The following is a 21,288-nucleotide window of genomic DNA, read 5'->3' as shown; positions in this document are numbered from 1 at the left end:
TGAAAAGCATAAGGATACGTTAAATGTGCGACAACAAGGGCTGGTCCATTCAAAGCATAAACTCAAACGTAAAACGTTATTTCTGGTTCACCCCAGACTACTGGGCAAGCTTCAAAAATGGATTTCTCGCGCCAAAAATAATAACCATACAACATCTTCAAGAGATAAATAAAAACATATATCCCGGCTTCAAAAACATGTTCTGCGCAGGTATAGGATATGCCCTCGGAGGCCAAAACGCCCTGACTTATTCCGGGTTCGGATGGTATGTCTCCAAGGTTCCATATCTCGGCCAAACAACGATAAATCGAATGGATAATGAAATAAAATCCCAAATCGTCTATCAACTAGGCGGAATGGCTTCAGCCGTAGCGATCAAATATATGGCCATGAATCACCTGGGGACACTCACTCGAGCAGCCCTGCAATTCAGGCATCCCGCTGCTTGTGCAACCGCATTGGCAGCCATCAAGTTCACCAATTACCTCAACACTGCTGGCGGGACAGTTGCCGTCATTAATCAGTACAATTTAATCCGCGAACAGAAACTTGTTAAAAGCTGCATAAAAAGCTGTGAATCATACGGCCAGGGCGAACTGGAAAAAATTCTGGAAAATGCTATCGAGGGACTTTCAAAACCTGCTCCGGGAGAGGTCTGAGCGTGTTCCGCGCAGATAGGCTCAGCAAAAACACGCACATCTGGAGCTCGATAATCCAGCAACGACATGATTAGCCAAGGACTTCGATGCCCCGTCCCACCGATACCACCACCAGCTTCTTCCTGAACGCCTCGGCGCTGGCGGATCTCTACCCGCAGCGTATTACCGGGCAGGAGGCGCTGAACGATCTCACCCAGTTGAACCTGCTTGGCTTCAGCAGCAATCCACTGGCGCTGCCCGGCGCCATAGCCAGCCACCTCACCACCACCCTGCACAACGACGCCAATCAACGCCCCCTCGACGCCCTGCTCGCCGAAATCCACCAACTCCCCGCCGACGCCACCTCCGACCGCTATCAACTGGTCCTGCGCCCCTGGCTCTGGTGGCTGACCCTGGCCAGCAACAACCGTGTCTTCCAGAACCTCGCCACCAGCGACATCGTCACCACGATCTTCAAGTCCCACGGCTTCACCGACTTCAAGCTGTCGCTGACGGGCAGCTACGAGCCCCGCGAATACTGCGTGCAGTACGCCGAGAGTGATTTCGCCTTCGTCTCGCGGCTGCTGGAGGAGGAAGGCATCTTCTGGTTCTTCACCCACGAAGAGGGCAAGCACACCCTGGTGCTGGCGGACAGCAACGATGCCTTTCCACCCATTCCCAACGGACCGAAGGTGCCCTACCTGGGCCAGGAAATCGGCGTGCGCGAGGTGCACGGCATCCGTTCGGCGCAGTACTGTCTGCAGGCGGTGGCCGGGACCTACAGCGCCACCGACTACGAGTTCACCACGCCCACCACTTCACTCTACTCGCAAGCCCAGGCAGAAGCCGGGCCGCGCACGCAGTACGAGCACCCCGGCGGCTACACCGCCAAGGCCCGCGGCGATGCGCTGACCAAGCTGCGCGTGGACGGCCTGCGCAGCCAGGAGAAGCGCCTGATCGGCGAGAGCGACTGCCGCTGGCTGGTGCCGGGGCACTGGTTCACCCTCACCGGGCATGACGACGCCGCGCTGAACATCGACTGGGTGCTGACCTCGGTGACCCATGAGGCCGACCACGACCACTACTGCAATCGCTTCGAGGCCATCCCCAAGGCCACCGCCTACCGCCCTCCCCGCACCACGCCCAAGCCGCGCATGCACGCCCAGACGGCCAAGGTGGTGGGCAAGGCCGGCGAGGAAATCTGGACCGACCAGTACGGCCGCATCAAGATCCAGTTCCCCTGGGACCTGCAGGGCAAGAACGACGAGGCCTCGTCCTGCTGGGTGCGCGTGGTGCTGCCGTGGAGCGGCAAGGGCTTCGGCATGCAGTTCATCCCGCGCATCGGCCAGGAGGTGATCGTCACCTTCATCGACGGCGACCCGGACCGTCCGCTGGTCACCGGCTGCGTCTACAACGGCGACAACGCCTTGCCCTATGCGCTGCCGGACAACCAGACGCAGTCGGGTATCAAGACCAATTCCTCGAAAGGTGGCGGCGGCTTCAATGAACTGCGCTTCGAGGACAAGAAGGACGCCGAGGAAGTCTTCCTGCAGGCGCAGAAGGACATGAAGGTGAACGTGCTCAACGACAGCGCCGCCACCATCGGCCACGACGAGACGCTCACGGTGCAGAACGCCCGCACCCGCACGGTGAAGGAAGGCGACGAGACCGTCACCCTGGAAAAGGGCAAGCGCAGCGTGACCATCCAGACCGGCAGCGACACGCTGGACGTGAAGGACACCCGCACCGTGAAGGTCGGCGCCGACCAGACCCACAGCACCGGCGGCAACTACAGCCACCAGGTCAGCGGCAACTTCGAGCTGACGGTGGATGGCAACCTCACCATCAAGGTCAGCGGCACCCTTACCCTGCAGAGCGGCGGCAGCCTGACGCTCAAGACCGACGCCGATCTTGCCGCCCAGGCCGGCGCCTCGCTGACCAGCAAGGCCGGAACGTCACTCACCAACCAGGCGGGCACCTCCCTGACCAACAAGGCCGGCACCACCCTGACCAACGACGCCGGCGTCAGCCTCACCAACAAGGCCAGCGCCGAGCAGACGGTGGACGGCGGCGGCATGCTGACCCTCAAGGGCGGCCTGGTGAAGGTCAACTGAGGACAACGACATGGCCAACAGCGGAACCCTGGACCTCAAGCGCGGCAACAGCACCCTGCAGGGCCGCCTGCAGGACGGCGAACTGGAAGGTCCATTGCGCATCAGCGAGCACGGCCGCCCCCAGGCCAGCCTCGACTATCGCGACGGCGAACTGCACGGCACCGGCACGCTCTACCACCCCAACGGCCGCATCAGCGCGCAGCTGCCCTATGTCCGTGGGCGGCTGCACGGCGAGGCGCGCTTCTTCGTCGCCGAAGGCTGGCTACAGCGCAAGGTCAACTACCGCGACGGACTGATGCATGGCGAAGCCTGCAGCTACCTGGCCGACGGCACTCTCGCCGAACAGGCTTTTTACCGTGAAGGCGTACAGGACGGCCCCTTCCGTCGCTTCCACGGCAATGGCCAGTTAGCCCAGGAAACCCGCTACCTCAAGGGCGCACCACTGGAGCAGCCGCGCGCGTTCGCCGAAGACGGCCGGCCGCTGGACGACAACGGCAAGCCAATCTCGCGGCTGCGCTGGTGGTTCGAGCGCGGAGTGCCCGAAGGATAGGCACAGTGGCCCTCGGGTACGTAACAACACCGTTGGACGACACAATGTACACCGGAGGTCGGTATGCCCAAGTTCATCGACAATTTCTCATTCATCGATGGCGACGTTATCTACGGCGATCGCGAAGACCGGAAGAAGTACAAAAATGCAGCAGAGATTCTCTATGATGCCTCCAGCACCGGTAAGGCTGCGCTGAAAGCCGTCTTTGACGATGTATGGGTCACGATCGACCAGTACAACAACACCACCTTTCTACCTTTCGACGAGAGACCAGGGGTCTTGCAGACCATTGCCGGGATAGCGGAGACGTTGCCACGAGAGCGCGCCACCCGTTACGTCAATGCATTCTTTGATCATCCCTCCTCCAGCAAACCCACCACTCTGACTTCGCAGCAACGAACAAAGGAATCCAGCATCCCCACTGCGCGAGACTACGACCTGCTGGCCCTGCAAAGAATTCGCCGCTCCTGCAAGTTCGGTGTCCTGAACCTGGCCCAGGCCCTCGGTACGCGGGCGAAGATTCACTTCGTGCTGGACAGTCTGCAAGGCGATCGCATGCGCCAGATCGTTCACAAGGAAGCCTATAAGAGCAACGACATGATGCGTGGCGGAGGCACGGCCGTTCCGGTCACGACGTCTGAACTACGTGCGGTCTATCGTGAGCAGAAACGACTGAAGACACCGGTCCTGTTCTACCGCAACCTCGAGCAGGTACCGCCTCCTTGGGAGGAGGACGCTGCGCTCTGGCAGCAATACGCCAAGGCGCGCTACCTCAAGTACAAGACCCGCATGGAGGCTTCCATGCCCGTCAACCCGACAGCAAAGGCTGCCGCGCTGAGCATGTTGCAGCGAGCACAGATCCACGCCGATGCCGATGACTTTCTGGCGGCGGTGGATCTGATCAGGGAATTCCTGCGCTTCGGCCTGGCCGTAGCAACCCCACTTCCCGACGATGACGGCCTTTAAGCAAGCCGATTATCGCGACACATGTCCTCGATCAGGTCAGGGAATCAGCATCTGCACCTGCCCCGGCATCAGCACCTTGATCACCCCGCCCCAGTTGCACATCAAGGTACCGTTCGAGTCCAGCGCCGGCATGCCCCCCAGCAGCATCGTGGGCGGGCCGCCAGGTATCCAGGGCGACGCCGTGGCCGGTATGCAGGGCATGGGCGTCAGCACGCCAAGTGCCGCCGCCGTGGCCGCCGCCACCGTCGGGTTGGCGAGACTGCTGCACATGCCGAAGGGCAGGATGTTCACCAGGGGAATGTGATCCTGCAGATTGGCCGCCGGCATGCCGCTCGACAACGTACGGTTGACCGGCAACACGTTGAGCATCGACGGCGCCACGCCGAAGCTGCACTGCAGGGTTGCACCGCTACAAACCTGGGGACAGCCCATGAAAATCACCTCACGCGACGAAAGTCCGATGTCCGCGCCCCGACGCCATGCCACGCGCTCCGAACAGCACCTGGCTGCGCAGGCAGCCCGCACGCCCATCAGCCGGGGCTTTCGCCACTCAGCCCCAGCCCCAGCCCCCACCACCAGTAGTACATACGCCCACACTACACCACCGAGAGTCACGCTCGCGACGACAGAGACAGTCGCTGGCAAGCCATTTCCTGTCTCCGATCACCTGGTTCAGGCTGCAACACACCGTTCAGAAATCCCCGTGACCGATAAGGTCAAGACTGCCGCTCGCACATCCGGCCATATGCGGACTAACGATGAGGCTTTGCCCAGGTAAGGCCATCCCCCAAATCATCCCCACTGGGAACCTCAGACTCCTTGAAGATCCATCTGGTAGAGCGCAGCCAGTCCGCTCTCAAGCACCTCATTCGCCGATACCTGTATCCATCGATGTGGCTCGGACGGGCACACCTTCTCGATCCAGTGGGCGACGATCTGGTACCCAAGGCTGTATCCCAGCCATCGAGGCCGTTGGGGGCTCGTACCGAAGAACCACGACGCGTGATCGTAGTTGGTCGAATGCAGTTCTTCTGGGCGCGGAAGGTAGCGCAGCAGCTCAGTGAGCGATATCGCGCATTCCCAGAGTTCCGGGGCGCTGGCGAATGTCCTGCTCACGAATTGGCCGGCAAGCCCCTCGCTGACCAGCGCCTCTCCCAAGGTACGCCCATAACCGGGACCAGCCATTCGATAGCAGTGATGGGCCTCATGGGCGACATGGCGGCTCAATGTGCCGTCAACCAGAGAGCTGGCGAAATTCGGATTAAGTGTGTCGACAGACAAGCTGAACAGTGACTTACGCTGGGCGACTCCCAGGACTCCGATTTCCGGAATCACTTCCCCAGCTCGTTGCTGCACCAGAATGTCCAGCGGCTGGTGTCCTGCGTGCCTGCCCAGGACTTCCTGCGCGATTCCGACGGCAGCAGTGACATCCCCCTTGATGTCTTCCAAAGGCCCTTCCGCCTCAAGCCAGTGTATTTTCCACCTGGACACTTTCATCTCCTCCATGATTCTCGAAGCGACAGTTTTGCCCCCGAGCCAGGAGGCGTAAACCCTTTTCGCGAGCATCCGTCACAGAACATTTGGACCTTGCTCTCGACTAGTGACTTCAGGTTGAGAAGACTCAATGATCGCTCCGAGCCAAAATCCGGCAAGCATGAACAAGCACATCCCCCTCACTCGCCACGTTCTCTGAAACATCCCTCATGACCATCCGCCAACACTTGCCTATGCTCTGCAAGGCGTCCCCGCATGGCGGCGCCTCCCGACCCGACCGGATCCGAGCATTTCCATGACCCAACCCGCGAACAGCGCGACAGAGACACCCGTCACCGATTTCCCCAGACTCATCAGCGCTCCGCCGGAGTGGCGAGCGGCATGATCAGGCGCCGCTCCATCACCTTGCGCGGCCTGATCCTGGTCTTCGTGCTGCTGACGACCCTGGCCACGCTGTGCAACAGCCTGCTCGTCGCCTACCGGGTGCAACGCGAGGCGCTGATCCATTCTGCGCTGGAGGCCAACAATGCCTACGCCGCGAAAGTCGCCTCCGGCATCGGCGAGTTCTTCCAGTCGGCGCACCGTCACCTGCGCTACAGCACCGAGATCCTGTCCCGGAACATGGACGACCCGGCTGTCATCCGGGCCGAGGCCGTGCGACTGCAGGCGCAGGACTCGTACTTCAACTCCATCGCCATCGTCGACGCCGACGGCCGGGTGCTGCAGGCCTACCCGGACGCGCTGCAGATCGTCGGCACCACGCTGCGCTCGGTGGGCATCCTGCAGGCGCTGAAGGAGCGCCGGCCGCTGGTCAGCCAGGCCTACGTATCGGTGGCGGGAAACCTGGTGGTATTCATCTCCCAGCCGATCATCGGCCCCTCGGGGGAGTTCCTCGGCGTGGTGGGCGGTTCGGTGTACATCCTCAAGCCAAGCGTGCTGCACTCCATCATCAGCAGCCACTTCCACCACGACGGCACCTACGCCTTCGTCACCGACAGCAACCGGCGCCTGCTCTATCATCCCGAGCACTCCCGGCTCGGCGAGGTGCTGGGCAAGAGCGCCACGGTGGATGCCGCGCTGCGCGGCGAAAGCGGCACCGCGTCGATCATCAACTACCGGGGCGTCCCGATGCTCGCCGGCTATGCGCCGGTGCCCGACGCCAACTGGGCGGTAGTGGCACAGCAGCCGCGGGAACGCACGCTCGCGCCGCTGCACCAACTGATGATCGCCATGCTCCTCGACATCATCCCGGCGAGCCTGGTGGGCCTGGTGATCATCTGGCTGGGGGTGGCGCTGATCAGCCGGCCACTGCGGGAACTGGCCAAGAGCGCGAATCACCTGTCGGCCCCGGAGACTACCGGGCAGTTGCGCCAGGTGAATGCCTGGTATGCGGAGGCCTCCGCCATACGCCAGGCGCTGCTGACCAGCGTGCAGCTGCTGCAGCAGAAGCTGGGCCGGCTCAGCCATGAAGCGCAAAGCGACCCGCTGACCGGCCTGACCAACCGGCGGGCGCTGGACACGGCACTGGCGCTGCTGCAACAGACCCAGCGCCAGTATTCGGTGCTGGCGCTGGATATCGATCACTTCAAGCGGGTCAACGACACCTACGGCCACGACGCGGGGGATGAGGCGCTGAAGCAGGTCGCGGCGGTCCTCCAGCAGTATTCGCGCAGCGAGGACCTGGCCTGTCGATCGGGCGGCGAGGAGTTCATCCTGCTGCTGCCGGACACCCCGCTGGAAACCGCGGGCGGCATCGCCGAGCGCATTCGCGGGGCCGTCGAAGCCGCCGAGGTGCCGCAGATCGGGCACCTGACCCTCTCCATTGGCGTCGCCCAGGGTGACGGCGAGCCGGATGCCGTGCTGAAGACCGCCGACGAGCGCCTGTATCGCGCCAAGCAGATGGGCCGCAACCGGGTCGTCGCCGACTGAGCCGCAAGCGCCATGAGTGCGGGGTAATAAGCTCTGGCGCTCCGGCCGGCTCTGCACAGCCGGCCGGAGCGCCGGAACCGGGCACCGCACTTGCACGTGCGGCGCCCGGAAGGGCCGCCTTACTTGTTCGCGGTCAGCGTACTGTAGGCGGTGATCAGGTTGCGGTAGTCCGGGATGTGATTGGAGAACAGCGCGGCCAGCCCTTCGATGTCGTTGCGCCAGTCGCGGTGCAGCTCACAGGCCACGCCGAACCAGGTCATCATCTGCGCGCCAGCGGCTTCCATGCGGCGCCAGGCGGCGTCGCGGGTAACTTCGTTGAAGGTGCCCGAAGCGTCCGCCACGACGAACACATCGAAGCCTTCTTCCAGTGCCGAGAGCGCCGGGAAGGCCACGCACACCTCGGTGACCACGCCGGCGATGATCAGTTGCTTCTTGCCGGTGGCCTTGACCGCCTTGACGAAGTCTTCGTTGTCCCAGGCATTGATGTTGCCGGGGCGGGCGATATAGGGCGCATCGGGGAACATTTCCTTGAGCTCCGGCACCAGCGGGCCGTTGGGGCCGGTTTCGAAGCTGGTGGTAAGGACGGTCGGGAGCTTGAAGTACTTGGCCAGGTCGGCCAGGGCCAGGACGTTGTTCTTGAACTTGTCCGGTTCGATATCACGAACCAGCGAGAGCAGACCGGCCTGGTGATCGACCAGCAGTACGGCGGCCTGGGACTTGTCGAGACGGACGTAGGGCTTGCTCATGGCGACTCCTCGTTTACAGGTGGGAAGCCCGGCGTAAGCGCCGGGCCAGGGGTTGGACTCAGCGCTGCGAGTCCAGCACTTCGTGCTCGGTCACTACCTGCTGCGCCTTCGCGTAGCTTTCGATCAGCAGCTGGTAGTGAGGGAAGATTAGGCTATAGGCTTCGGCCCATTGGGCTGCATCGGGACGATTCCAGGTACGCTGGATCTCGGAAGCCACCGCGGCGGTGTCCATCGGCACCACGCCGGCCTGCACCACGCGGGCCAGGGTGATTTCCTGGGCCGCCTTGGAGTAGGTGCCGGACGCGTCGATCACGGCGAAAACCCGATAACCGGCATTGACCGCGGCGATGGCCGGGAACGCCATGCACACGCTGGTGATGGTGCCGGCGATGACCAGGGTCTTCTTGCCGGTCTTCTCGACCGCGGCGACGAACTCGGGGTTGTCCCAGGCGTTGATCTCGCCCTTGCGCGCCACGTACTGGGCGTGCGGCGCGGCTTCGTGGATCTCCGGGATCAGCGGGCCGTTAGGGCCCTGCGGCACCGAGGCGGTGGTGATGACCGGGATCTTCGCCAGGGTGGCGATCTTCGCCAGGGTGATGGCGTTGTTGCGCAACTCGGTCATCGGCATGTCCTTGACCGTCTGGAACAGACCGCTCTGGTGGTCGATGAGCAGCATGGCGGTGTCGTCGGGATCGATCACCGGACGCTGACCGTTGAAATTGGCGATCTGAGAGAAGTTGCTCATGTTGGTTTCTCCTCGAAGGGGCCCTTCCGGCCCGCTGTGGCCCGCGCATTGCGGCGCGGAAGATGACCCAGACTAGGCGCCCGCCAAGTCTGGGATATGACACTCAGTGACTCAGTGACTCAGTTGACCGAAGCGACCTTCGCGGAAGTCGTCGATGGCCTCGCGGATCTCGCTGTCGCTGTTCATCACGAAGGGCCCGTAGCCGACGATCGGCTCGTTCAGGGCCTCGCCGCTGAGCAGCAGGACCAGGGCGTCGCTGTCGGCTTCCAGCAGCAGGCTGTCGCCGCGCCGGTCGAACAGCGCCAGTTGCCCTTCACGCAGGCTTTCAGCGCCACCCAGGCGCACGCTGCCGCGCAGGACGACCAGGGCGGTGTTGCGTCCCGGCGTGACCCGCAGGTCCAGCGGGCGGCCCGGATTCAGGCGCATGTCCCAGACATCCAGCGGACTGAAGGTATGGGCCGGCCCCGCCGCGTTGCCATAGCGCCCGGCGATCACCCGCAGGGTGCCGGCGCCATCGGGCAGTTCGATCTGCGGGATGTCCGCCGCCAGCAGCGTCTGGTAGGCCGGCGCGGTACGCTTGTCGCTCGCCGGAAGGTTCACCCACAACTGCGCCATGTGCAGCGTACCGCCCGTGCGGCTGAAGTCCGGCGAGTGGAACTCCTCGTGGAGAATGCCGTCACCGGCCGTCATCCACTGCACGTCGCCGGGGCCGATGCGCCCGCCGCCGCCACTGGAGTCGCGGTGCTCCAGTTCGCCCTGGTAGACAATGGTCACCGTCTCGAAACCGCGGTGCGGGTGCTGGCCGACGCCGCGCGGGCTGCTGCTGGGGGTGAAGTGATGGGGACCGGCATGGTCCAGCAGCAGGAAGGGGCTAAGGTGTTCGCCCAGGTTGTCGTAGGAGAACAGCGAGCGGACCGGGAAGCCATCGCCGACCCAATGCGGGCGGGGTGCGCTGTAGATACCGAGAATCTGTTTCATGGGGTGCCTCCTGTAGTGCATGGGAGACACGATAGAACTGCAACAATATTGCCGGTAGACAGCGATAATTCACCTCAGAGTTCCATCTGGAGAACACTGAAATGGAAGACCTCAACGATCTCTACTACTTCGCCCAGGTCGTCGAGCACGGCGGATTCGCACCCGCCGGGCGCGCCCTGGACCAGCCCAAGTCGAAGCTCAGCCGGCGCATCGCCTCATTGGAAGAGCGCCTGGGCGTACGCCTGATCCAACGTTCCACCCGGCACTTCTCGGTGACCGAGATCGGCCAGGAGTACTACCGCCACTGCCTGGCGATGCTGGTGGAAGCCGAAGGCGCGGCCGAGGTGATCGAGCGTCACCGCTCCGAGCCGCAGGGCGTGGTACGGCTGAGCTGCCCCACCGCCCTGCTGAACTTCTGGGTCGGGCCGATGCTGGCGCGCTTCATGGTCGAGCACCCGCTGGTGGCGCTGCATGTCGAAGCCACCAACCGCCAGGTGGACATGATCCAGGAAGGAGTCGACATCGCCCTGCGGGTACGCTTCCCGCCGCTGGAGAGCAGCGACCTGGTCATGAAGGTGCTGGGCGAGAGCCGCCAGTGCGTGGTGGGCGCGCCGGCATTGCGCGAGCGGCTGACGGCGCGGCCGATCCCCGCCGACGTGGCGGCGCTGCCGACCCTGCACTGGGGCTCGGTGCAACGCGAATACCACTGGCAGCTGGACGGCCCCAAGGGCGCCAGCGCCCAGGTGCGCCACCATCCCCGGCTGGTCACCGACGACCTGCTGGCGCTGCGCCAGGCCGCGCTGGCCGGCGTCGGCGCGGCGCACCTGCCGGCGGTGGTGGTAAGCGACGACCTCAACGACGGCGGCCTGATCAACCTGCTGCCCGACTGGGCGCCGCGCACCGGGATAGTCCATGCCGTGTTCCCCTCGCGGCGCGGGCTGCTGCCATCGGTGCGGGCGCTGCTGGACTTCCTCGCGAACGCGTTCGAGCACAGCGACATGGCGTAGACCTCGCACATCTTCAGACTGCATTCAGATTCGCCGCGAATACTCTCCCCATGAATGAGCTCCAGAGGGGGGAAGCCATGACCCGATCCGAATGGGAGTCGCTGTTCCCGTTCCGTTTCGGCCCGCGCGACACGCACCTTGCGAGTCTGCGCCTGGTCGACGGTGACGACCCGCAGCGGCACGAGGTCGAAGCGTTCGTGCATGAGCGCTTCGACCGTGTCCACCATGCCGACGTGCACCAGTACCTGCCCGAACTGCTCAGCCTGCGCGACCGCCACGGCGCGCTGGTGGCGGTCGTCGGCATGCGCCTGGCGGCGCAGGAATCGCTGTTCCTCGAACACTACCTGGATGAGCCGCTGGAAGGCCCGGTGTCGCGCATCGCCGGTTACAACGTGCCACGCCACGAGCTGGTGGAAGTGGGCAACCTGGCCGCCCGCAACGCCGGCAGCGCGCGCCTGATCATCGCCGCGGTGACCTGGCTGCTGGCCGCGCGCGGGTTGCGCTGGGTCGCCTTCACCGGCGCGGCGACGCTGATCAACAGCTTCCACCGCCTGGGACTGGAACCGACGGTACTGGCGCAGGCGGACCCGCAGCGCCTGAACGGCGACCTGGCCGACTGGGGCAGCTACTACGAGCAGCATCCGCAGGTGTTCGCCGGCAGCATCCGCTACGGCCATGAACAACTGGAGAACAGCGGGACGTACCAGCGCCTGGGCTTCCCGGCGCTGCCCTACTGCGCGAGACACGAGCATGCGGCCTGAACTGGAAGACTTCCGGCATCACCTGCGCCACCTCGCCCGCGACCAGGGCGAACGCCTGGCGCTGCGCGGCGCGACGCAGCGCTACAGCTATGCGCAGTTGCTGGAAGCCGTGGAGCTGCGCACCGCGCACCTCGCCGCGCAGCCGACCGGCGCCCTCGCCCTGGCGCTGGACAACGGCCCGGATGCGCTGATCTGGGACCTGGCCGCGCTGTTCAGCGAACGCCCCTGCCTCCTCCTGCCGCCCTTCTTCAGCCCCGCCCAGCGTGCCCACTGCCTGATGCAGAGCCAGGCGAGCCTGGCTCTGGTCGAGCCGCGCCTGGAAGACGAACTGCGCGGCAACGGCTTCAGCCACGGCGAAACCTTCTGGTACCGCCCGGCCGTGGTGGACGCCGGCCTGCCCCTGGGAACGGCGAAGATCACCTACACTTCCGGCAGCACCGGCACGCCCAGGGGCGTATGCCTGGACGCCGGCGCCATGCTCCGCGTGGCCCGCGAACTGGAGACCGCCAGCCGGCCCACCGAGCCCAGCCACTACCTGGCGATCCTGCCGCTGGCGGTGCTGCTGGAAAATCTCGGGCTGTACGCCGCCCTCTGTGCCGGCGCCACCCTGACCCTGCTGCCCGGCGAACAGTTGGGCCTGGGGGGATCGAGCAGCGTGGACTGGAAGCGCCTGCTCGCCAGCATCGCCCTGAGCGGCGCGCAAAGCCTGATCCTGGTGCCGCAACTGCTGCTCGGCCTGGTGACCGCCATCGAGCGCGGCGTGATGCGTCCCGGCCCGCTGAAGTTCGTCGCCGTGGGCGGCGCGCGGGTGGCGCCCTCGCTGCTACGGCGCGCCGCTGCCGTAGGGCTGCCGGTATACGAGGGCTACGGGCTCTCCGAGTGCGCCTCGGTGGTCTGCCTGAACCGTCCCGGCGCGGTGCGTCCGGGCAGCGTGGGCCGCCCCCTGCCCCACGTCCAGGTAAAGCTGGCCGACGATGGAGAGGTCCTGGTCAGCGGCTCATCCCTGCTCGGCTACCTCGGCGAGCCGCCGCACCTCGGCCAGTGGTGGCCCACCGGCGACCTCGGCCGCTTCGACGAGGACGGCTACCTCTACCTCGCCGGGCGCAAGAAGAACCAGTTCATCACCAGCTTCGGACGCAACGTCAACCCGGAATGGATCGAAGCCGAGCTGACGCAGAACGGCGTGGTGCTCCAGGCCTTCGTCCACGGCGAAGGCCTGCACCAGAACCTGGCGCTGCTCTGGCCGGTCGACCCGGCCTGCACCGACCAGGTTCTGGAGCAGGCGGTGCGCCAGTGCAACGAGCAGTTGCCGGACTACGCCCGGGTACACCGCTGGGCGCGACTGCCCGAACCCTTCAGCAGCGCCAGCGGCCTGCTCACCGCCAACGGTCGTCCGCGCCGCATGGCCATCCTCGAGCAGTATCGCGAAATCCTTTCCGCAATGGTTACCGAGTGAGGTTTGCCCCATGTCCTTTTTCGACACCCTGCAGTCGACCACCGCCCAGGAGCGCGAGGCGCTGTTCAGCGTCCCGGTGATCCGCGAGGCGTTGTCCGGCAGCGTCAGCCTGGAGGGCTACGTCGCCTTCCTGTCCCAGGCCTACCACCACGTCCGCCACACCGTGCCGCTGATGATGGCCTGCGGCGCGCGCCTGCCCGCCCACCTGGAATGGCTGCGCGGCGCGGTGTGCGAGTACATCGACGAAGAATACGGCCACGAGCGCTGGATTCTCGACGACATCGCGGCCTGCGGCGGCGACCCGGAGGCCGTGCGCACCGGCCGCCCTTCGCTGGCCATCGAGCTGATGGTGGCCTTCCTCTATGACCTCATCCAGCGTGGCAACCCGGTGGGGCTGTTCGGCATGGTCAACGTGCTCGAAGGCACCAGCATCGCCCTCGCCACCCAGGCCGCCGACACCATCCGCGGCAGCCTCGGCCTGCCCCCGGAAGCCTTCAGCTATCTCAGTTCCCACGGCACGCTGGACCAGGATCACATGCAGACCTACCGGCGCCTGATGAACCGCCTGGAAGACCCGGCCGACCAGGACGCGGTGATCCATGCGGCGAAGGTCGTCTACCGCCTGTACGCCGACATGTTCCGTGGCCTGCCGCGCGCCCAGGCGCAGCAGGACGAGGTGCAGCATGCGCCTGCCTGAATGCCGCGTGGTACTCACCGGCGCCAGCGGCGGCATCGGCCTGCAACTGGCCGAACAGCTCTGCGCGGCCGGCGCCCAGGTGCTGGCGGTCAGCCGTCATGCCGGGGCGCTGGACGAACTGATGCGTCGCTACCCCGAGCGCCTGCGCTGGCAGGCCGCCGACCTGCGCCTGGGCGGCGATCGCCACGCGCTGCTGGACAGCCTGCGGCGCGGCGACGGGATCAACCTGCTGATCAACGCCGCCGGGGTCAACCAGTTCGCCATGCTCGACCAGTTGGACGAGTCGCGCCTGGACGACATGCTCGAGCTGAACATAGCTGCCACCCTGCACCTCACCCGCCTGCTGCTGCCGATACTGCGTGAACAGCCCCACGCGCTGGTGGTCAACGTCGGCTCCATCTACGGCTCCATCGGCTATCCGGGCTATGCGGTCTACTGCGCCAGCAAGTTCGCCCTGCGCGGATTCTCCGAGGCCTTGCGCCGCGAGCTGGCGGACACCTCGGTAGACGTGCTCTACGTCGCCCCGCGCGCCACCCGCACCGGCATGAACAGCGCGGCGGCGATGGCGCTGAACGAGGCGTTGAAGGCCAGCACCGACGATCCCCGCGACGTCGCCCGAGCCGTGCTCTCGGCCATCGAGCACAAGCGCAGCGAGCTGTACCTGGGCTGGCCGGAAAAACTCTTCGTACGCATCAACGGTATGCTGCCCGGCATCGTCGACCGCGCGCTGCGCAAGCAATTGCCGCTGATCCGCCGTCACAGCCGCCACGGGCAGCAGCCCTGACGGCAGCCGCGGCCGCTCGACCGTGAGCGGGCACGGCACGGCGAGTTCGATGCTTTACTCAGGGAAATTCAGGCAAGACAGGACTGACCATGCGTTTGCTGTTGGTGGAGGATGACCAGGCCCTGGGCGAAGGCGTACGCACCGGCCTGCGCCAGGAGGGCTACACCATCGACTGGCTGCAGGATGGCGCCAGCGCGCTGCACGCCCTGCAGACCGAAGAGTTCGACCTGGTGGTGCTCGACCTCGGGCTGCCGCGCCTCGACGGCCTGCACGTACTCGGTCGCGTGCGCGCGGCCGGCTCGACGGTCCCGGTGCTGATCCTCACCGCCCGCGACGCCACCGAGGATCGCATCGCCGGCCTGGACGCCGGCGCCGACGACTACCTGGTCAAACCCTTCGACCTCCACGAACTCCAGGCACGCCTGCGCGCGCTGCTGCGCCGCAGCAGCGGACGGGCGCGGGCGCTGATCGAGCACGCCGGGGTCAGCCTCGACCCGTCGACCCAGCAGGTCCGCTTCCAGGGGCAGCCCGTGGTCCTCACCCCCAAGGAATACCAACTGCTGCACGAACTGCTGGCGCAGCCGGGCAAGGTCTTCACCCGCGACCGCCTGACCCAGTTGCTCTACGGCTGGGATGAAAGCGCTGAAAGCAACACCCTGGAAGTCCACATCTCGCACCTGCGCAAGAAGCTGTTCAGCGGCCTGATCCGCACCGTACGGGGCATCGGCTACCTGGTGGAAGCCTGATGGGCTCGCTGCGCAGCCGCACCCTGTGGCGGGTGATGCTCCTGTTGCTGGCAGGCACCGGTCTGCTGGCGCTGTACAACTACCACGACAGCAGCCACGAGATCGCCGAAGTCTACGACGCCCACCTGGCGCAGAACGCCCGCCTGCTGCAGGGCGTGATGAGCCTGCCGCTGGCCGGCGCCGAGCGCCAGACGCTGTACCAGGCGTTCAACGAGGCACTCAGCCAGTCCGGCGCCGGCGGCCCCGGTCACCCCTACGAAAACAAGCTGGCCTTCGCCGTCTGGAGCGAAGACGGCCAATTGCGCGTGCGCTCGGCCAGCGCGCCGGGTTTCGACACGCCACCCAAGGCTCCCGGGTTCAGCACCGAGACCCGCGACGGCCGGCAATGGCGCGGCTTCGTCCTGCCGGTGCCGGCGCAGAAGCTGGTGATCTGGGTCGGCGAGCGCTACGACGTGCGCGACGACCTGGTGGGCCGCATCGTGCGCCATACCCTGATGCCCTTCCTGGCCGGCAGCCTGGCGCTGGCGCTGCTGGTCTGGCTGGCGATCGGCCGCGGGCTGGAGCCGCTGCAGAACATGGCACGGGTCATCCGCGGGCGGCACGCCGACTCGCTGGAGCCGCTGCAACTGGTGCCTCTGCCGCGCGAGCTGGAACCCATGCAGGCCGCCCTCAACCGCCTGCTCAGCCAGGTGGAATCCCTGCTTCAGCGCGAACACCGCTTCATCGCCGATGCCGCCCATGAGATGCGTACGCCCTTGGCAGTCCTGCGGCTGCACGCGCAGAACGCCGCCCAGGCCGACAACGAACAGGAGCGGGACAAGGCCCTGGACTTCCTGATCGACGGGGTCGACCGTCTCAGCCGGGTCGTCAACCAATTGCTGACCCTGGCGCGCCTGGAGCCGGCGTCCAACCGCAGCCGCTGGAAAGCACTGGACGTGCAGGCGCTGGTCACCGACAGCCTCGCCGAGCTGACCCCCTGGATGCTGCGCCAGCAGGTCGAGCCCGACCTGGAAATCGCCAGCGGCGACTACCGCACCCTGAGTGATCGCGGGGCATTGGAAGTGGTTCTGCAGAACCTGGTCAGCAACGCGGTGAACTTCTCCCCCGCCGGCGCCACCGTGCGGGTCACCCTCGAGCGCCAGGGCGGCGACCTGCTGCTGACCGTGCAGGACAGCGGTCCGGGGATCGAGGAAACCCGGCTGGATCGGGCGTTCGAGCGCTTCTACAGCGACGGAAACCCCAATGGCGCGGGCCTTGGCCTGTCCATCGTGAGCCGGGCGGTGCAGCGGCTGGGCGGCGACGTGCGGCTGGGCAACCGTCCCGAGGGTGGCCTGGAGGCACGCGTGCGCCTGCCGGTACAGGACCAATCCCCGTCCTGAACTTCAGTCCGTGTCGAGATCCTGCACATAACCCATTCGATCGATGGAGATTTTCCCCGGGCGTCTTATGCTTATGGAAAGCGCACCCGCGCTCTGCCGTAGGGAGGAAGGTGTCATGGGAAATATTCTCAATGAACGTGTGATGGCTATCTGGCGTCTCACTGACAAGACTCCGGGGCACTCAAGACTCAGGATCTCGAAGTATGGTGCCGGGAAATTCCCTACAGACGCCTCCGTCCCCCAACCACTACCATCCGCCGACTTCATGTCCGTAACTGACTACCCCACCAAGCAATTCTTCACCCGTGGCCGTGCGTCCGAGGTTTACAGAGTTACTGGTTTTGCCGCAGAGGTGCCGTCATGGGTAAATCGCTGAAGGAACGTGCAACGGTCATCTGCCGTCTCGACGACAAGATCCTCTTCGTGCGCAAGGCCAAGTCGAAATGGAACCTGCCCGGTGGGCGTATCGAGCGGGATGAGCGGCCAGGCCAGGCAGCCTTGCGCGAACTGAACGAGGAAACCGGCCTGCAGGCGGCACAGCTCAACTACCTGGCCCCGCTGGAGCTGTACCAGACGCTGCATTACGTCTTCGAAACGCCGGTCGATCCGGCCCAGCAACCGGTGCCGCTGAACGAGATCGCCGACTGCCGCTGGTTCGCCCCGGACGAAGTGGAGCGGCGCAAGGTCAACAAGTCGGTGCGCCGGCTGCTGCGCACCTGCCTGTCCAAGGCGAGCTGAACAGCGGGTCGCGCTTCCCACGCCGCTGAGAAAGGTGCAAGACCCAGGCGCTTCGCGGTATCTTCGGCGCCTTCCGAATGCACCTTTTGTCAGGACTCCCCGCCCATGCGCCGCGTCACCCTGCTCTGCGCCACCCTTCTGTGCTCCGCCAGCGTCCTGGCCAAGGTCGAGGTGAAGCCGGTGCAACACAGCAAGGTCGGTCCGGTGCTGGCGGTGCGTATTTCCGAGGACATCGCGCCGGGCGACTACGAACGCCTGCTCAAGGGGCTGATGGGCAATCCCGGCAAGTTCGCGCGCAAGGTGGCGCTGCTCGACAGCATCGGTGGCAGCGCGGCGGAATCGATCAAGATGGGCCGTCTTCTGCGCGAGTCCGGCTTCGAGACCCTGGTGCCGACCAACGGTCTGTGCCAGGGGTCGTGCGTCTACCTGCTGGCCGCCGGCCATCGCAAGACGGTGCGCGGCTACGTCGGCCTGCACCGCCCCTACTACCCCGGCGGCGACTCGTCCCAGGCCAGCGGCGGCTACAACGCGCGCAGCTACCTGCGCGACATGGACATCCCGCTCGCCCTGGCCGACGACATGCAGAGCATCGAGCCGCAGAAAATGCGCGTGCTCTCGCCGCAGGAGCTGGAGCGCTACCGCCTGGGCGGCGCGCCCCGCAGCCTCAGCGTCCGCTGACGGAAAGCCCTTCCGACAGTCCTGGCGCGGCCGTCTCCGGCGCGTGCCGGGGAGCATCGAGCGCCGGCTGGCTCAGGCGCTCACGCCCGTAGAACGCCAGGGCGGTGCCCAGCATCGACAGCCAGACGATGATGCCCGACCAGAAAGTGTGCGACACGAAGTGCCAGCCCTGCGGCACGCGGGTGCTGCCGTAGATCATGCCCAGCGTCATCACCGCGATGAACAGCGCGCGGGCATGCCGCCAGCGGTAGCGCCGCGCCACGAAATACAGCGCCAGCAGGGTGAAACCGCTGGAGGCATGCCCACCCGGCCAGCAGCGCCCCTCGCCCGCCTCGTGCAGCAGGCTGAAGTTCTCGAACCATTCGCGCTTCTCATGAATGCCGCCGTAGAGCGTGGTTTCCACCGGACACCAGACGCTGGTGTGGCTCTTGAAGTAATGGACCATGCCGGTGGTGATGGCGAACGACACCACCAGGAAGATGAAGTCCCGCCGGTGTGCGGTAAGCCAGCGCAGGGCCGGCGCGACCCGCACGCGTTCCAGCCAGGCGCTGAAGCGCCCCTTGGGCAGCAGCGTCCAGGCGAACGACAGCAGCATCCCGATCACCGCCAGTTCCCCCGTGGTGTCGGGCAGGATGCGCGGCAGCTTGTGGGTCAGCTTCTCGAACAGACGGTCGTGCTCCAGCACGAAGGTATGCGTCAACGGATCGTAGAACTGATTGCTGATCAGCACGTCGAGCTGGGTGAGATCGAACGCGCAGAACAGCACGACCGCCAGCAGCAGCGGTACGCCGAGATTGTGCAGATAGAAGTGGGGGGCAGACATGCAGGGTCCTTGCAGGGTCAACGGATCGGTGCGACGGCGGCCCATTGGTCGGCATCCAGGTAGCCGAGCAGCTTGGGTGCGGTGTGGCCGTCGCTGATGAGGAACAGCGACGACGCGTAATCGGGCGTCTGGGGATCGGCGATGCTCACGGTGGACTCCAGGTCCTCCATGCACTCGCTGTGGGTCACCAGGATCAGGTTGCGGTGAGGCTGCTTGTGTTGCCGGGCGTCGCGCAGCATCGAGCCGCGGCAATCGAACAGCCAGTCCTGCCGCGCCGGCGTCTGACCGAACATGGAGGTGGCGGTCTGTTCGGCGCGGACCTGCGGGCTGCTGAGAATGTCGCTGTCGGCGAGGCCGAGCATGCGGAAATGCCGACCCAGGTCATGGGCCGCGGCCTGGGCGCGAACCGTGATGCCTTCGGGGGCGGACAGGCAGGGGGCGCTGGAATGGTCGCAGCGCTCGGCATGACGCACCAGGACGATCAGATCGCCGTTGCGCCAGTGCTCGCGCAGCGCCTCGAGCCGGACCGGGTCATGGGCGATGCTCTGTGCGGTTGACGGGCGGATGAGCCAGAAGCCGCTGATCAGGCCGAACGCAAGCAGCGCCAGGGGAAACAGCAGCCAGCGGCTGGCAAGGGTTCGTCGCGCTTTCCGGACGAGCAGGGAAATCGACATTTCATTTCCAGTGACGGGCAAACAAGGCTGCATCCCTGCCCCGCCCGGAGCGCCGTGGCGCGCCTCCGAGGCCCGGCCCATCCGTGGGGCTCACACCGCACTGCGGGTTGTCAGATGTCGGGCGAGGGCAACCTAGCGCCGGGTTCGTGAAGAACCCGTCATGAATTGCTGAAGATGCCGTTAGCGTCCGCAACGTCCCCCAGCGCAGCCACCCGCGAGCGCTGGCGCCGGTGGCGCCGCGACCGTCCGTCGAGAAGGCGCCCCCTGTGCATCGAACTGGCGCCTGGCGGCGTACCGGGCGCCCCGTGGGTACGGTATAAGCAAGGCACTTTGACACTAGAGAGCCACCATGCTGCACGACGCCCCGACCGACAGCGCGGTCTACAAGACATTACTCGAATCGACCCGGGCCATCCCCTGGAAGATCGACTGGAAGACCATGACCTTCGCCTACATCGGCCCGCAGATCGAAACGCTGCTGGGCTGGAGCCAGTCCAGCTGGGTCAGCGCCAACGACTGGGCCGAGCGCATGCACCCCGAGGACCGCGAGCGCGTGGTGGACTTCTGCGTGTCGCAATCGCGCAACGGCACCGATCACGAGGCCGACTACCGCGCCCTCACCGCCTCCGGCGACTACATCTGGATTCGCGACGTGGTGCATGTGATGCGCGACGGCAACGGCGAGGTGGACGCCCTGATCGGCTTCATGTTCGACATCAGCGAACGCAAGCGCGCCGAAGAACAGCTGATCCAGCTGCAGCGCCAGCTGGAGGAGTACTCCTACAAGGACGGCCTGACCGGCGTGGCCAACCGGCGCATGTTCGATTCGGTGCTGGAAACCGAATGGGCCAGCGCCCAGCGCAGCGGCCAGCCGCTGTCGCTGATCCTCCTCGATATCGACTACTTCAAGCAGTACAACGACCATTACGGCCACATCCAGGGCGACGACTGCCTGCGCAGCGTCGGCAAGGCGCTGGCCGGCGCGTTGCACCGCCCGCGCGACTTCATCGCCCGCTTCGGCGGCGAGGAGTTCGTCCTGGTGCTGCCGGAAACCGACGGCGACGCCGCGCTCCAGGTGGCCGAGCGCTGCCGCCGCCTCATCCGCGAGCAACGCATTGCCCATGAGCAGTCGAGCGTCGCCCCGCTGCTGACCATCAGCCTCGGCGTCGGCACCGCCGTGCCCCGCGCGGGCGATCGTCCGCTGGACTTCGTGGCGGCGGTGGACCGGCTGCTCTACCAGGCCAAGCAGGGCGGACGCAACCGGCTGGCCGCGGCGCAATGGTCGCGTGACGAGGGCTCGATGCGGGACGGCACACGCTGATTTGCGGCGCTGCGACCTCCTGACACGACGATCTGCCCCGACAGTCTCGGCAAGGCTGTCTAAG

Annotated in this window: 22 protein-coding genes; 15 read left to right on the top strand and 7 right to left on the bottom strand. The window is 65.6% G+C overall.

Annotated features, from left to right (window positions below):
- Positions 1-23: 23 nt before the first annotated feature.
- From ACYCAX_RS22970 to ACYCAX_RS22955, 4 genes are all read left to right on the top strand, one after another.
- Positions 24-659 (top strand): hypothetical protein, encoded by a 636-nt coding sequence (locus tag ACYCAX_RS22970; protein ID WP_294976440.1) that lies wholly within the window; start codon positions 24-26, stop codon positions 657-659.
- Between the two features lie 86 nt (positions 660-745).
- A complete protein-coding gene (locus ACYCAX_RS22965) occupies positions 746-2,752 on the top strand; it encodes a type VI secretion system Vgr family protein (RefSeq protein WP_460248912.1) in 2,007 nt (668 codons plus the stop codon).
- A 10-nt stretch (positions 2,753-2,762) separates the two neighbouring features.
- The gene (locus ACYCAX_RS22960; RefSeq protein WP_460248910.1) at positions 2,763-3,302 is read left to right on the top strand and encodes a toxin-antitoxin system YwqK family antitoxin; all 540 of its coding nucleotides are present in this window, start codon (positions 2,763-2,765) and stop codon (positions 3,300-3,302) included.
- Between the two features lie 63 nt (positions 3,303-3,365).
- Positions 3,366-4,268, top strand: coding sequence for a hypothetical protein (locus ACYCAX_RS22955; protein ID WP_460248909.1), 903 nt, complete (start codon positions 3,366-3,368; stop codon positions 4,266-4,268).
- A gap of 36 nt (positions 4,269-4,304) precedes the next feature.
- Here the strand turns inward: ACYCAX_RS22955 and ACYCAX_RS22950 are convergent, their stop codons facing one another.
- Both ACYCAX_RS22950 and ACYCAX_RS22945 read right to left on the bottom strand, forming a co-directional pair.
- Complete coding sequence (locus tag ACYCAX_RS22950) at positions 4,305-4,700, bottom strand: DUF4280 domain-containing protein (protein WP_015477710.1); 396 nt, start codon at positions 4,698-4,700, stop codon at positions 4,305-4,307.
- Positions 4,701-5,078: 378 nt separating this feature from the next.
- Positions 5,079-5,717, bottom strand: a complete 639-nt coding sequence (locus ACYCAX_RS22945) for a DUF2268 domain-containing putative Zn-dependent protease (RefSeq protein WP_157883332.1) — start codon at positions 5,715-5,717, stop codon at positions 5,079-5,081.
- A gap of 426 nt (positions 5,718-6,143) precedes the next feature.
- Here ACYCAX_RS22945 and ACYCAX_RS22940 point away from each other — a divergent pair, with 426 nt between their 5' ends.
- Positions 6,144-7,691 (top strand): GGDEF domain-containing protein, encoded by a 1,548-nt coding sequence (locus ACYCAX_RS22940; RefSeq protein WP_460248908.1) that lies wholly within the window; start codon positions 6,144-6,146, stop codon positions 7,689-7,691.
- Between the two features lie 119 nt (positions 7,692-7,810).
- Here the strand turns inward: ACYCAX_RS22940 and ycaC are convergent, their stop codons facing one another.
- From ycaC to ACYCAX_RS22925, 3 genes are all read right to left on the bottom strand, one after another.
- Positions 7,811-8,437 carry an isochorismate family cysteine hydrolase YcaC gene (gene ycaC / locus ACYCAX_RS22935; RefSeq protein WP_015477713.1) on the bottom strand — a complete coding sequence of 209 codons (627 nt, stop codon included), beginning with the start codon at positions 8,435-8,437 and terminating at the stop codon, positions 7,811-7,813.
- A gap of 58 nt (positions 8,438-8,495) precedes the next feature.
- On the bottom strand, positions 8,496-9,182 hold the full coding sequence (locus ACYCAX_RS22930) for a hydrolase (RefSeq protein WP_015477714.1): 687 nt from the start codon (positions 9,180-9,182) through the stop codon (positions 8,496-8,498).
- Positions 9,183-9,293: 111 nt separating this feature from the next.
- Positions 9,294-10,160 (bottom strand): pirin family protein, encoded by an 867-nt coding sequence (locus ACYCAX_RS22925; protein ID WP_460248907.1) that lies wholly within the window; start codon positions 10,158-10,160, stop codon positions 9,294-9,296.
- 101 nt (positions 10,161-10,261) lie between these two features.
- Here ACYCAX_RS22925 and ACYCAX_RS22920 point away from each other — a divergent pair, with 101 nt between their 5' ends.
- The 9 genes from ACYCAX_RS22920 (at position 10,262) to ACYCAX_RS22880 (ending at position 18,406) form a co-directional block, all read left to right on the top strand.
- Complete coding sequence (locus ACYCAX_RS22920) at positions 10,262-11,167, top strand: LysR family transcriptional regulator (protein ID WP_460248906.1); 906 nt, start codon at positions 10,262-10,264, stop codon at positions 11,165-11,167.
- Between the two features lie 77 nt (positions 11,168-11,244).
- A complete protein-coding gene (locus tag ACYCAX_RS22915; RefSeq protein WP_460248905.1) occupies positions 11,245-11,928 on the top strand; it encodes a thermostable hemolysin in 684 nt (227 codons plus the stop codon).
- Entirely contained in the window at positions 11,918-13,384 is a 1,467-nt protein-coding gene (locus ACYCAX_RS22910) for an AMP-binding protein (protein ID WP_460248904.1), read from the top strand. The genes ACYCAX_RS22915 and ACYCAX_RS22910 overlap by 11 nt, the downstream gene beginning before the upstream one ends.
- Positions 13,385-13,394: 10 nt before the next feature.
- Entirely contained in the window at positions 13,395-14,081 is a 687-nt protein-coding gene (locus tag ACYCAX_RS22905; RefSeq protein ID WP_015477719.1) for a TenA family transcriptional regulator, read from the top strand.
- Positions 14,068-14,865 carry an SDR family oxidoreductase gene (locus tag ACYCAX_RS22900; RefSeq protein ID WP_460248903.1) on the top strand — a complete coding sequence of 266 codons (798 nt, stop codon included), beginning with the start codon at positions 14,068-14,070 and terminating at the stop codon, positions 14,863-14,865. Before ACYCAX_RS22905 ends, ACYCAX_RS22900 begins: the two co-directional genes overlap by 14 nt.
- 89 nt (positions 14,866-14,954) lie before the next feature.
- Entirely contained in the window at positions 14,955-15,611 is a 657-nt protein-coding gene (locus ACYCAX_RS22895; protein ID WP_460248902.1) for a response regulator, read from the top strand.
- A complete protein-coding gene (locus ACYCAX_RS22890) occupies positions 15,611-16,990 on the top strand; it encodes an ATP-binding protein (protein ID WP_460248901.1) in 1,380 nt (459 codons plus the stop codon). Before ACYCAX_RS22895 ends, ACYCAX_RS22890 begins: the two co-directional genes overlap by 1 nt.
- A 360-nt stretch (positions 16,991-17,350) precedes the next feature.
- Positions 17,351-17,728, top strand: a complete 378-nt coding sequence (locus ACYCAX_RS22885; RefSeq protein WP_460248900.1) for an NUDIX hydrolase — start codon at positions 17,351-17,353, stop codon at positions 17,726-17,728.
- 105 nt (positions 17,729-17,833) lie between these two features.
- Positions 17,834-18,406, top strand: coding sequence for a COG3904 family protein (locus tag ACYCAX_RS22880; protein ID WP_015477724.1), 573 nt, complete (start codon positions 17,834-17,836; stop codon positions 18,404-18,406).
- Here ACYCAX_RS22880 and ACYCAX_RS22875 read toward each other — a convergent pair.
- Both ACYCAX_RS22875 and pmrG read right to left on the bottom strand, forming a co-directional pair.
- Positions 18,393-19,229 carry a phosphatase PAP2 family protein gene (locus tag ACYCAX_RS22875; protein ID WP_294980602.1) on the bottom strand — a complete coding sequence of 279 codons (837 nt, stop codon included), beginning with the start codon at positions 19,227-19,229 and terminating at the stop codon, positions 18,393-18,395. The two genes, ACYCAX_RS22880 and ACYCAX_RS22875, sit on opposite strands and share 14 nt — an antisense overlap.
- Positions 19,230-19,246: 17 nt before the next feature.
- Complete coding sequence (pmrG, locus tag ACYCAX_RS22870) at positions 19,247-19,903, bottom strand: lipopolysaccharide core heptose(II)-phosphate phosphatase PmrG (RefSeq protein WP_294980605.1); 657 nt, start codon at positions 19,901-19,903, stop codon at positions 19,247-19,249.
- A 349-nt stretch (positions 19,904-20,252) separates the two neighbouring features.
- On the opposite strand from pmrG, the gene ACYCAX_RS22865 reads away from it, so the two are divergent.
- Entirely contained in the window at positions 20,253-21,224 is a 972-nt protein-coding gene (locus ACYCAX_RS22865; RefSeq protein ID WP_460248898.1) for a GGDEF domain-containing protein, read from the top strand.
- Positions 21,225-21,288 lie beyond the last annotated feature (64 nt).

The organism is Pseudomonas sp. MT3, assembly GCF_054720805.1.
Note: the sequence above shows the minus strand (reverse complement) of the source record. Positions and strands in the feature narration are given on the sequence as shown.

Coding starts and splice junctions, on each gene's coding strand:
- ACYCAX_RS22970 (WP_294976440.1), top strand. CDS start 24: ATGTGCGACAACAAGGGCTGGTCCATTCAAAGCATAAACTCAAACGTA.
- ACYCAX_RS22965 (WP_460248912.1), top strand. CDS start 746: ATGCCCCGTCCCACCGATACCACCACCAGCTTCTTCCTGAACGCCTCG.
- ACYCAX_RS22960 (WP_460248910.1), top strand. CDS start 2,763: ATGGCCAACAGCGGAACCCTGGACCTCAAGCGCGGCAACAGCACCCTG.
- ACYCAX_RS22955 (WP_460248909.1), top strand. CDS start 3,366: ATGCCCAAGTTCATCGACAATTTCTCATTCATCGATGGCGACGTTATC.
- ACYCAX_RS22950 (WP_015477710.1), bottom strand. CDS start 4,700: ATGGGCTGTCCCCAGGTTTGTAGCGGTGCAACCCTGCAGTGCAGCTTC.
- ACYCAX_RS22940 (WP_460248908.1), top strand. CDS start 6,144: ATGATCAGGCGCCGCTCCATCACCTTGCGCGGCCTGATCCTGGTCTTC.
- ycaC (WP_015477713.1), bottom strand. CDS start 8,437: ATGAGCAAGCCCTACGTCCGTCTCGACAAGTCCCAGGCCGCCGTACTG.
- ACYCAX_RS22930 (WP_015477714.1), bottom strand. CDS start 9,182: ATGAGCAACTTCTCTCAGATCGCCAATTTCAACGGTCAGCGTCCGGTG.
- ACYCAX_RS22925 (WP_460248907.1), bottom strand. CDS start 10,160: ATGAAACAGATTCTCGGTATCTACAGCGCACCCCGCCCGCATTGGGTC.
- ACYCAX_RS22920 (WP_460248906.1), top strand. CDS start 10,262: ATGGAAGACCTCAACGATCTCTACTACTTCGCCCAGGTCGTCGAGCAC.
- ACYCAX_RS22915 (WP_460248905.1), top strand. CDS start 11,245: ATGACCCGATCCGAATGGGAGTCGCTGTTCCCGTTCCGTTTCGGCCCG.
- ACYCAX_RS22910 (WP_460248904.1), top strand. CDS start 11,918: ATGCGGCCTGAACTGGAAGACTTCCGGCATCACCTGCGCCACCTCGCC.
- ACYCAX_RS22905 (WP_015477719.1), top strand. CDS start 13,395: ATGTCCTTTTTCGACACCCTGCAGTCGACCACCGCCCAGGAGCGCGAG.
- ACYCAX_RS22900 (WP_460248903.1), top strand. CDS start 14,068: ATGCGCCTGCCTGAATGCCGCGTGGTACTCACCGGCGCCAGCGGCGGC.
- ACYCAX_RS22895 (WP_460248902.1), top strand. CDS start 14,955: ATGCGTTTGCTGTTGGTGGAGGATGACCAGGCCCTGGGCGAAGGCGTA.
- ACYCAX_RS22890 (WP_460248901.1), top strand. CDS start 15,611: ATGGGCTCGCTGCGCAGCCGCACCCTGTGGCGGGTGATGCTCCTGTTG.
- ACYCAX_RS22885 (WP_460248900.1), top strand. CDS start 17,351: ATGGGTAAATCGCTGAAGGAACGTGCAACGGTCATCTGCCGTCTCGAC.
- ACYCAX_RS22880 (WP_015477724.1), top strand. CDS start 17,834: ATGCGCCGCGTCACCCTGCTCTGCGCCACCCTTCTGTGCTCCGCCAGC.
- ACYCAX_RS22875 (WP_294980602.1), bottom strand. CDS start 19,229: ATGTCTGCCCCCCACTTCTATCTGCACAATCTCGGCGTACCGCTGCTG.
- pmrG (WP_294980605.1), bottom strand. CDS start 19,903: ATGTCGATTTCCCTGCTCGTCCGGAAAGCGCGACGAACCCTTGCCAGC.
- ACYCAX_RS22865 (WP_460248898.1), top strand. CDS start 20,253: ATGCTGCACGACGCCCCGACCGACAGCGCGGTCTACAAGACATTACTC.